This is a genomic window from Nostoc parmelioides FACHB-3921, assembly GCF_014696625.1.
GTDB lineage: Bacteria > Cyanobacteriota > Cyanobacteriia > Cyanobacteriales > Nostocaceae > Trichormus > Trichormus parmelioides.
The window spans coordinates 1-10,078 of sequence record NZ_JACJQL010000121.1 but is presented as its reverse complement, the minus strand read 5'-3'; the positions used below and the strand labels follow the sequence as shown (position 1 = coordinate 10,078).

At 41.7% G+C, this 10,078-nt stretch carries 13 protein-coding genes and 1 pseudogene; 10 read left to right on the top strand and 4 right to left on the bottom strand.

The window, feature by feature from the left end:
* The 4 genes from H6G14_RS31915 to H6G14_RS31900 form a co-directional block, all read left to right on the top strand.
* Positions 1 to 870 (top strand): hypothetical protein (locus tag H6G14_RS31915; protein ID WP_190572858.1); only part of this gene is annotated, 870 nt, incomplete at its 5' end.
* A 73-nt stretch (positions 871 to 943) separates the two neighbouring features.
* A complete protein-coding gene (locus H6G14_RS31910; RefSeq protein WP_190572856.1) occupies positions 944 to 1,195 on the top strand; it encodes a UPF0175 family protein in 252 nt (83 codons plus the stop codon).
* Positions 1,188 to 1,673, top strand: a complete 486-nt coding sequence (locus tag H6G14_RS31905; protein WP_190572854.1) for a PIN domain-containing protein — start codon at positions 1,188 to 1,190, stop codon at positions 1,671 to 1,673. Before H6G14_RS31910 ends, H6G14_RS31905 begins: the two co-directional genes overlap by 8 nt.
* A gap of 225 nt (positions 1,674 to 1,898) precedes the next feature.
* Positions 1,899 to 2,450 carry a tyrosine-type recombinase/integrase gene (locus H6G14_RS31900; RefSeq protein WP_190572851.1) on the top strand — a complete coding sequence of 184 codons (552 nt, stop codon included), beginning with the start codon at positions 1,899 to 1,901 and terminating at the stop codon, positions 2,448 to 2,450.
* A gap of 86 nt (positions 2,451 to 2,536) precedes the next feature.
* Here H6G14_RS31900 and mobQ read toward each other — a convergent pair whose 3' ends face one another.
* On the bottom strand, positions 2,537 to 3,391 hold the full coding sequence (gene mobQ, locus H6G14_RS31895) for a MobQ family relaxase (protein WP_190572849.1): 855 nt from the start codon (positions 3,389 to 3,391) through the stop codon (positions 2,537 to 2,539).
* A gap of 216 nt (positions 3,392 to 3,607) precedes the next feature.
* Between mobQ and H6G14_RS31890 the strand changes: the two genes are divergently transcribed.
* Positions 3,608 to 3,823, top strand: coding sequence for a hypothetical protein (locus H6G14_RS31890; RefSeq protein ID WP_190572847.1), 216 nt, complete (start codon positions 3,608 to 3,610; stop codon positions 3,821 to 3,823).
* Positions 3,824 to 4,157: 334 nt separating this feature from the next.
* On the opposite strand, the gene H6G14_RS31885 is transcribed toward H6G14_RS31890, so the two are convergent.
* On the bottom strand, positions 4,158 to 4,553 hold the full coding sequence (locus H6G14_RS31885) for a hypothetical protein (protein ID WP_190572845.1): 396 nt from the start codon (positions 4,551 to 4,553) through the stop codon (positions 4,158 to 4,160).
* 12 nt (positions 4,554 to 4,565) lie between these two features.
* Positions 4,566 to 4,874 (bottom strand): hypothetical protein, encoded by a 309-nt coding sequence (locus tag H6G14_RS31880; RefSeq protein ID WP_190572843.1) that lies wholly within the window; start codon positions 4,872 to 4,874, stop codon positions 4,566 to 4,568.
* Between the two features lie 164 nt (positions 4,875 to 5,038).
* Here H6G14_RS31880 and H6G14_RS31875 point away from each other — a divergent pair, with 164 nt between their 5' ends.
* From H6G14_RS31875 to H6G14_RS31860, 4 genes and pseudogenes are all read left to right on the top strand, one after another.
* Complete coding sequence (locus H6G14_RS31875) at positions 5,039 to 5,647, top strand: ParA family protein (protein WP_190572841.1); 609 nt, start codon at positions 5,039 to 5,041, stop codon at positions 5,645 to 5,647.
* Entirely contained in the window at positions 5,644 to 5,904 is a 261-nt protein-coding gene (locus H6G14_RS31870; RefSeq protein WP_190572839.1) for a hypothetical protein, read from the top strand. The genes H6G14_RS31875 and H6G14_RS31870 overlap by 4 nt, the downstream gene beginning before the upstream one ends.
* A 78-nt stretch (positions 5,905 to 5,982) precedes the next feature.
* A complete protein-coding gene (locus H6G14_RS31865) occupies positions 5,983 to 6,765 on the top strand; it encodes a hypothetical protein (RefSeq protein WP_190572837.1) in 783 nt (260 codons plus the stop codon).
* Positions 6,766 to 6,825: 60 nt separating this feature from the next.
* Positions 6,826 to 7,065: pseudogene (locus H6G14_RS31860) on the top strand (tyrosine-type recombinase/integrase); the annotation flags it as partial.
* 153 nt (positions 7,066 to 7,218) lie between these two features.
* Here H6G14_RS31860 and H6G14_RS31855 read toward each other — a convergent pair.
* Complete coding sequence (locus H6G14_RS31855) at positions 7,219 to 7,479, bottom strand: hypothetical protein (protein WP_190572826.1); 261 nt, start codon at positions 7,477 to 7,479, stop codon at positions 7,219 to 7,221.
* Positions 7,480 to 7,594: 115 nt separating this feature from the next.
* Between H6G14_RS31855 and H6G14_RS31850 the strand changes: the two genes are divergently transcribed.
* On the top strand, positions 7,595 to 10,078 hold a 2,484-nt coding region (locus H6G14_RS31850; RefSeq protein ID WP_190572824.1), incomplete at its 3' end, for a tetratricopeptide repeat protein.

Genomic DNA, 10,078 nt, shown 5'->3' with positions numbered 1-10,078 from the left:
CCAACGGATGATGAGCAAGTCAATCCTGAAACAGCATCACAAGTAGACGCTCACTTAGCGTCAGGAGCGATATTTCAAGCGGTTGGCGTAATTACAGGGGAGGTAAACCTAAAGTCAGAGGGCATTAGCACTGTGACTATTGGTCGAAATCAATACCCACTATTCTACATTGGGCGAAAACTGAGAGTATTTCAAGCTCTCAAGAAAGAAATAGAAACTACTGGCAACCGTACTCAACGTTTAGTAGTTTATCCAAAGGTAATTCATTTCCCGAAAAAAGAGCAACCGCATCAAATCGGTTTTCAGCTAGTAGGCTTTGATAGAGGGCGATTCCAAGAGGTAGTCTCAAGAGATTTAGAAGACTTGGAGTTTAAGTTCTCAGGACTGTGGCAGTTTATTCCGGTCTGTCAAACTCCCTGCGTCTCTGTGTTCCGCAACTTTAGTTCTGAAAGACTGGAATATATTAAGCAGGCTGAACCAGCCCAGAAGGTGAAATTCATGAAGTCCAGTCATCTACCTTTGCTTTGGAAAGATGCACCTGTTCGTCCCTTTAGATTTAATCCCAAAGTTCCTAAAGAACAGCTAGGACATCCAGTATTTGTCACCCTGAAGGCAAGATTTCTACCAGGGCGTAATGTATGGGGTTTTGTGGCACTCACTGCACCACCCCAAGAGACTGCACCCAAATTTCTCAAAGCCTCTAAACAAGATAAAGCCACAGTCCAGCAAGAGTCCAAAAAGAATAAGCACCAAGGGCTGCGACCATCTAAGAAAGATTATATTGGAGGAAATGGAGAGCGTAGCAATCCTCCACCCAAGCCAATTCCGAAAAAAAAGCCCCCTTTGGTTGAAGGAGAAACAGACTTATAGCAGCGTCTAAAGCAATGGTTGATATCATTAATTAATGCCGCTTCAACAGCCAAAGCCATTTAGGACATAAACTATGTCGTCAGTGACGATTAACTTGCCAGAATCCGTGTTTAGCGCCCGTCGCCTAAGTCCAGAAGAATTTGTGCAAGATATGCGCCTTGCTGCTGCTATCTACTGGTATCAGAAGCAGGAAATCTCAATGGAGAAAGCAGCCAACGTTGCTGGGTTAAACCGCCGAGACTTTCTCGCTGTCCTCGCCCGTGAACAAGTGGATGTCTTTGCTGTAGACTTTGATGATTTGCAGAGCGAGTTAAACCGTGGCTGAACTGCCTGCTATCAACACATCACCACTAATTTTTTTGACCAAGGGCGGGTTTGTCGATTTGTTGCGCCTCATTAGCCCATCAATTATTGTTCCATCGGCAGTGGCCACAGAAATTAGGGAGTATGGGGAAACAGACGTAACAGCAGTTGCACTCAACAATACCGATTGGTTGGTTGTACAAGAAACACCACCAGTCCCAAATGTGATTCTTAATTGGGATTTAGGTCTAGGTGAATCAGCTGTATTGGCGTGGGGGTATGCAAATCCTGGCACAGAAGTAATTCTGGATGATTTAGCCGCCCGTCGTTGTGCTGCAACTTTGGGAATTCCGGTACGGGGGACATTAGGTATTGTGATTACTGCAAAACAACGAGGGGTAATTCCGGCGGCACGCCCAGTTTTAGAACAATTGCGCCAGTGTGGGATGTATTTATCTGACCGCGTGATCAATCACGCATTAGCATTGGTAGGGGAATAGATTGACTAGCAAGCCGTGAGCGGATTATACCGGATGATGGTTAACGTGCTGCAATCATAAGGAGGTTTTATCAGCCAACGGTATCATGCGGGTTGTAGCGGTTTTCATTGATAAGTTGGATTTGAGCGCTCGTTGTCGCTTTCGTGTCCCCAACGAAGATACAATACTTTTGGTCACTAGTTACACGTTATGTGACAAACGTGTAATTCCAGAGAGAAGAGAAAAATGAAAGTAGACGGCAACGGACAAGGCAAGATATTAAGCCAAGAGGAATTGAAGCGATTATTCACCGAGGGATTACTAACCCCACGCGATCGCGCTCTGTTTGGCATCTGCCTTTTCACTGGTTGTCGCGTATCAGAAGCATTAGCACTCCAGACGACTGATATCAAATCTGGTGCTATCACTTTCCGCAAGTCTACCACCAAAGGTAAGCATAAAACCCGGATTGTGGACATCCCACCAGGGCTGGCAGCAATTCTTGACGAATACCAACCCAAACCAGGGGCAATATTCCCAGGTATGCGTGGTGTAACTGAACGTCTGACCCGATTCATGGCAGACAAGATTTTACGGGATGCCTGCTCCCGGATTGGAGTAGAAGGAGTCAGCACCCATTCGTTTAGGCGAACTGCCCTCACGCAGATGTCAAGCGCGGGGATACCTTTGAGGACTATTCAAGAAATCTCTGGCCACAGCGACCTGGGGACGTTGCAGCGTTATCTGGAGGTTACGCCAGAGCAGAAGCGGAAGGCGGTTTCGGTGATTGGGTTTTAAGTAGAAGCCATCTTCTACTTACAACGAAGAATCAAGCCTTCGCAAGCCCGAAGCGCAGGTTTTTAGACAGATATCGACTCAATCCCCTATTCATCCTCAATAAGGAAAGAATCACTTAGCTCATCTAAATTATCTTCTCTTTGCTGAGGGTGATTCTCTTGTTGGCGCATAAACTTAACTTGATCTCGTAACAAGGCTAGTTGTCGCTCTAGGTATTCAATTCTTCTATTAACATAATTAAAATCAGTTGGCTGAGATGAAGCCTTACGTTTACGTTGAGGGGTGGGCCGTGCAGAATGTTTATTTATCGTTTTTCCTGTATGCGGTGCTGACTCTGGAGCCGCTTTCTGCTCTTCTAGGGTGCGGTGATCGATGCGAGTGCTTACACCAGCAGCCTCCAACGCTCGGTTTGTATAAATGGCCCACTGTCGTCGCCATTCATTTAAACGAGTAAGACTATTCCAATCCCGATTCTTCAATTGAAAGCCGTCGCCATCTATGTTACGGGTTGTTAGCAAGACGTGAGCATGAATATTACGAGAATCGCTGCTTTTTGATGGTCTACGAATCGCAATGTCTGCAACCATTCCATAAGCAACGCACTGCTCTTGAACAAAATCACGAACGAGCTTGATCTGTTGAGCGTCTGTCAATTCAACGGGTACAGCAATCTGTAACTCTCTTGCTAGTTGAGCATCTTTACGCTCTTCTTTTCGTTCCACCTCGCTCCACAGTCTTGAGCGATCATAAACCCACACTGGAACGCCCGGTGGAGCAAGAATTTCCGAATGAAAAGCTTTTTTTCTGTACCGATAGTCTGCTACTTTTCCTTTTTCGTAAAAATGTGTTAATCGAGTCCCTGTTCGGTAAGCAGCAGCAAACAGCACGGTAGGCCCGCGTTGGCGATGAATGATTCTGACTCGAAAGAAGTAAATAGCCATAATCTTAGCCTAGCGTGGGTCTGAGCAAAATAGCCTAGCTTTTACACAAATGTATAAATGTACATTTCCTGCTGCATCCGCAGCGATAAATGTGAAGGCTAAAGGCAGTTTAGTTTTTAGCTTTCAATAGTTTTTCTCCTCAGCAATACCCTGCTCTGAACCTCAAACAAGTAATTCAGGGCAGGGTTTGCTATGTCAACTTACTAAATCAAAAACATGAAAATACAGCAAAAACAACTAAGTAAGGGACTCAAACTCTTAATTGCAATCTGTGTAGCAGTCTCTACCTGCTTTGACCCCTCTCAACCACTGTTAAATAAAGCAGCCAGCATCTTATTATCTATCGATAAGATGGTGCAACTGCTGGCAGACACTCAAGAGCCATCCCACAAAAATAAACAAAATTACCAATTTGGCTCTCATAAGAGGTAACACAAACTCACAGATAGGCTAAAGTTCTCTAATACCAAAAACTTTAGCCAAACAGAGCAACAAAGCAGCCTCTAGTAATTAGAACATAATGATATGAAGATTTTCATATCATTATGTTCTGGCATAAACATATAAATATACTCAAGTGTTTTCTAAAATACTTAAGATCGACCGAGCAAGAAAGGTACGCAGTCGAAGTACTCTTAATGCTTACATTGAGCCAATTATTAATTTAATATAGGTGGTGTTTCTTACTTGTTGCTTAATTGGCTAATTAAATTAATGCAAAATCAATAAATTAATTAATGCAGCAGGCTGCTGCACAATTTGTATTTCAACTTATCTCAATCATTGGAGAATCTACGTCTAACAACCAATTCTCATCAACAAATTCTAGATTTTCATCATAAACAAGAACTAATTCACCAATCTTTTGAGTGTGATTATTTGATGTTTGTGTAGCATCACCCACATTAGCTATAAGTGAAAACTTTAGTTGTAAAAAACGTTCAGTGTGAGTAACACCAATAGAACTGCTAACTAATTCTGTTTTTAGGGGACGAGGCAACGTAATTGTTTCATAATATTCATCTTGTTCATCCCAGTAACCGCACACTTTATAATCACATTGGTTAAGATGTTCTTGAACAAGAATGTTAGCATCTAAATTTTCTAAGATTTCAGTTAAATCTCGCCAGACTTGATGATTTTTTAATTCCAGTCTTGTCATAATTACGTGGGTTTAATGTTCTGTTACCAAACCAGGGAAATGTAAGACACCATCAATAAATTTTGCATGAAATCGGCGGTCGCCACCTTTACCTAAGACTTTAGATTTCAACTCGTAGCCGGATTCCTGGGAAGCCACCAACCCAACATTACCGCGAGGGGGTACAAGCCCTTTTTCAATGGCTTTTAAATGTTTCCCTTTCTGATCATATTTTAATCCCAGCTTTATTTGTTCACTTGCAAATGAAACTAGCAGACCACTGATTGAAAAATATACAGTATCAGGCTGAATATCTGCCCAATTATCGGGTAAAGCTTCCATTAATTTAATACTGATATAGTAGAAGCACTAAATATATGCCCTTAGCTTGTTCTCAGGAAGAGTAGGCTACAAATATACGTGACTGCTGTACATTCATGAGTATGATGTAGACCAAACCAGAAAACCAAATAACCAGAAAACCAGACTTATGGTTTACCAGAAATATGGACAGTCTTAAGAAAATTGTTACTATCACAGGATACAAGGGAGGAGTCGGAAAAAGCACTACAGCAGTGCATCTTGCAACCTTCTTTAGTGAACTTGGTAAAACAGTTCTTGTAGATGGCGACCAGAACCGTACCGCCCTGGCGTGGTCAAAACGCGGGTCATTCCCTTTCCCTGCTGTGGACGAACGCCAAGCCTTAAAGGTAATTGCTGATGCTCAGTTTGTGGTCATCGATACCCCAGCTAGACCTGACTCGGATGATTTAAAGGAATTAGCCAAGGGGTGCGACCTTCTCATATTGCCCACAAAACCGGACATTGTGAGCCTTGAGCCAATGCTCTTAATGGTGAAAGATTTGGGTGAGACAAACTATCGCTGCTTGCTTACTATTGTTCCTCCCTATCCCAGCAGAGAAGGCGAAACACTGCGTCAGGATTTGTTGAATGGAGGCATCCCCGTATTTCAGTCGATGATCCGGCGAACTGTGGGTTTTGAGAAAGCAGCAATGGCCGGTGTCCCCATTCGTGATGTAGACGACTCGCGTTTAAAAACAGCTTGGGCGGATTACCTTGCACTTGGTAAAGAAGTTATGGAGATTTTGAAATGAGCAAGTACGGAGATTTGATTAAAAAAGCCAGAGAAACACAACCAGAGAACCATAAAACCATAAATACAGAAAACCAGAGTTCTGGTTTAGTAGAAATTGAGCAGATGGTTAATCTGTGTGTCAAAGTCCCTATATCCCAACGTCGGTACTGGATGTCTAAAGCTAAAGAGCAAGGGATTACTGTAACCTCAGTTATTGTTGAGGCACTCATCCAAAAATTTGGAGAACCAGAAAACCAGGAAGCCAGAAAACCATAAATGCAGATTTGAGGGCTGTTATATTTTTCTTCAGCATTCTAGCAAGTGAATTTTCACATCAAACTTTGAAAACAAGTAATGAAACTTCTCCAAAACGTCTGGCAGGATATTCGTTCAGGGCAAAACATTGATGCTTATATTACAATTGGAATTGCAATCATAATTGCAGTTTTGGGAATCACTGGTTCCGCCAGTCAAAACATTGTAATGTCCGCAATTCTGGCAGTTTTAGCATTAGTAACAACTGGTTTGCTAGTAAGTCGTCAAGAGAACAAAAAACTACAAGATGCTGTATCTCGAATTGAAAAATTAGATCATCTTGCAGATAAGTTTTTTGGTCGAGAGTACGATAGAACTGAGCTAAAAAAGTCTATACGCACTTCCCGGAAAGCTTTTTTCTGGGGTCTGAACTTTACAAGAACCATCCCTCTGCTAAAAGATGATATCGAGTATGGTCTTGAGAATGGGCTAGAAATTAAATTCTTACTTATGAAGCCTGCTAGTCAAGTTGTTGAAATGGCGGCATTTCGTAGCAGAGATTCAAATGTAGATGAGTTAAACTCTACTTTGGAGACAAATATATCTAGGTTGCTAACCCTTTCTAAAAAAAATTATTCTGGAAGTCTAGAAGTGAGGTGCGTAAACTATTTGCCTTGTTGCACTATTGTTTGCTTTGATCATCACCTTATAAGTGGTCGTATGTTTGCACGATTATTAAATTTTCGTATTCCTAATGAAGCACGTGCAACATTTGAGTTAACTAGGAAAGATGATAATTACTGGTATGGTTTCTTTGTAGAGCAGTTTGAGGCTGTATGGAAAGAGGCTGAACCTGTAAATTTGTCTAACCCGACACCATAAAGGGGATCACCTGTTACTTAATTTACTAGATTTTTTTCTGTGCGTGATCGGCATGGGTTGGGACATATCCACAAGGTCAGTGCTGATAAAATTCTCAGAGATACCTGTGTGCGGCTGGGCATTGAGGGCGTTAGTACCCACAGCTTCAGGAGGACTGCGTTAACCAGGATGAGCGATGCGGGGATACCGTTGCGCCACATACAGGAGATATCGGGGCATCGGACTTTGGCAGCGTTGGAGCGTTATTTGGGGGTAACTGAGAAGCAGAAGCAAAACGCTATCTCTGCTTTGGATTTTTGAGCAATGTAGGGCATTCATCCATAGACTATGTACATCTAATTCTAAATGTGTTTTTCTATTCATTACCTCAAGAAGATAAAGACATAAATATCCAAATTGTAAACTTGAGCTATTAGCCAAGAAATAAATTTCTTGGCTAACTATGGTGCTAAATTATTTTGTTTTTCGGCTGGTTTGATTCACCGCTTCTGGTGCTACAGTTTTGATTAACCCAGTCATTGCCGTAATTACACCTGCAACTCCTGCCATCAACACAGAAGTTAAAATGGCTGCTGCGAGGATAATTTCAGTAGCACTATTACCTTCCCTCATCCAAGCAGAGGGTTGTTCAATGACTGAGGAAGATGAGGGAACTAACTGTGAGGTTTGGGTAGATACTTGAGAATTAGTAGAGTTGGCGAGAACAGTTTTCATAATGTGAACCTAAGCGAATTTCACTGATTTCATAGTATTTCTGGCTTCCAACACCGTAAATTCCCAAGAAATAGAGATAAAGTAGAACATAAGTAGAAGGTAAGTAGATTTTCTGATGCTGTCTATGCAATGGGATGAGTTTTTAAAACAACAAGCAGATACTCATGAGTTAACCTGGGAGCAAAAAGCAGCATTTTTAATCAGGTTGCAGGCTCAAAACTCAAGTGAGAGTGAACAAGAAATCGCAAAACGCTTAAACATCGAAGTTGCTGTTTTTAAGAAGCGCATGACTGAGGTGTACAAGAAGTTCGCCGTGAATTGTCCTGATTTAAAAGATCCTAAATGCAGAAGAAAGTTTGAAAAATTAAAGGCTTACCTAACAGCAAAATATAACGGTATTCCCCATACTCAACCAACAAAAGAAATTCATCATAATCTTCCCTTTTGTGATGTAGTGAAATTCGTTGGACGTGAAACGGAGTTGCAAAAGCTCCATCAGCTGTTACAGGAAAATCAGCAGGTAGCAATTGCAGCGATCGCAGGGATGGGTGGAGTTGGAAAAACAGAACTAGCTTTGCAATATGCCTATTCGCAGCGCATTGCTTATCGAGGCGGAATTTGCTGGTTGTCTGCACTGCAAGATGTAGGGGTGCAACTGGTGCAGTTTGCGCGTAATAAGATGCAATTAAACCCGCCAGATGATTTAGATTTGGTAGGGAAAGTCCATTTCTGTTTAGAAAAATGGAATCAGGGTGATGTTCTACTGGTAATTGATAACGTCACTAACTATAGAGAGGAAGTCAGGTGTTATTTAGAGTCTTTTCCTTCCCGGTTTAAGCAGTTAATTACCACGCGCGAAAAATTACAGCTGCCAATAGAGCGATTGGATTTAGATGTGCTGACACCACTAGAGGCAATGCAGTTATTAGAATCAATAATTGGTGAGAAACGACTACAACGTGAAAAGTTAGTTGCAGAAAAACTTTGTCAGTGGTTGGGATATTTGCCCTTGGGTTTGGAATTAGTTGGGCGTTTTTTGTCAATTGATGAGGAGTTATCTCTAGCAGAAATGCTGCAATACTTAGAAAAGAAACGTTTGAAGCATAAGGCTTTAGAAGAAGTTCCACAAGAAAAGGCTGTTAAATTTGGTGTTGCTGATGCTTTTGACTTGAGTTGGCAACGGTTGCGAGAAAACACTCAAAGTTTAGGTTGTCTTCTAAGTTTATTTGCCCAAGCTCCCATTCCTTGGGATTTAGTGGAGCGTATAACAATAAACAATAAGGCTCAAGATTGGAAAGAAGCCAGACGTGAGTTGTTACAGTTGCATCTACTCCAGTATAAGGGTGAGGGATTGTATCAACTTCATCCACTATTGCGAGAGTTTTTCCAATATAAGCTTATAGATTTAGAACAGGCAGAAGAATTTAAGCGTTCGGTTTGTGCGGTAACGGTAAAAGTTTCTCAAAAATTTCCTAATATTCCCACACTTGAGCAAATTAAAGATGTTGCCCCAGCTATACCTCATTTAGCAGAAGTAGCGAATCATCTCATTGAGTATGTCAGCGATGATGATTTACTTGCTGTATTTTTTGATAACGCTCGATTTTACGATAGTCAAGGATTATATACTGAGGCTGAACCTTGGTATAAGCGTTGTTTAGAAATTACTAAACAACGCTTGGGAGAAGAACATCCCAATGTTGCCACTAGCCTTACCAGTCTGGCAACACTCTACAAAGACCAAGGCGTATATCACGAAGCTGAACTCTCTTACAAAAAAGCTTTGGAACTACAACGCAAATTGCTGGGCGAAGAACATCCCAATGTTGCCAATAGCCTCAACGGTTTGGCAGAACTCTACAGAGAACAAAAACTTTATGATAAAGCAGAACCACTATATCAAAAAGCTTTAGAAATCTTGCATAAAATGCCAGGGGAAGAACATCTCAAGGTTGCTAATGTACTGAACAACCTGGCATTACTCTACCGATTTCAAGGAAAATATCAAGAAGCAGAACCTCTGTTTTTGAAAGTTTTAGAACTAGATCAACGCTTTTTAGAAGAAGAACATCTCAATGTTGCAAAAACCCTTAACAACTTAGGGTTACTCTACAGATCCCAAGGGAAATATAGTGAAGCAGAAGCTCGATACAAACAAGCATTAAAACTCAATGAAAAGCTATTAGGAGCAGAGCATCCTTTACTTACTGATAGCCTTACCAATCTAGCAGCACTATACTTTTTCCAAAACAGATACAGCGAAGCCGAACCCTTGTGTCTGCGGGCTTTAGAATTAGATCAGCGTTTTCGAGGGGAAAGACACCCTTATTTTACACAAAGCCTCAAAAATCTAGCCGCACTATACCGTGACCAAGGCAGATACAGCGAAGCCGAACCTTTGTTTATCGAAGCTTTGGCAATGCGGCGCAAACTCTTGGGTGAAGAGCATTCCGATGTCGCACAAAGCCTCAACTTTTTGGCAGGACTATACTGCGACCAAGGCAAATACAGCGAAGCCGAACCTTTGTTTATCGAAGCTTTGGCAATGCGGCGCAAACTTTTGGGTGAAGAACATTCCGATGTCGCACAAAGCCTCAAC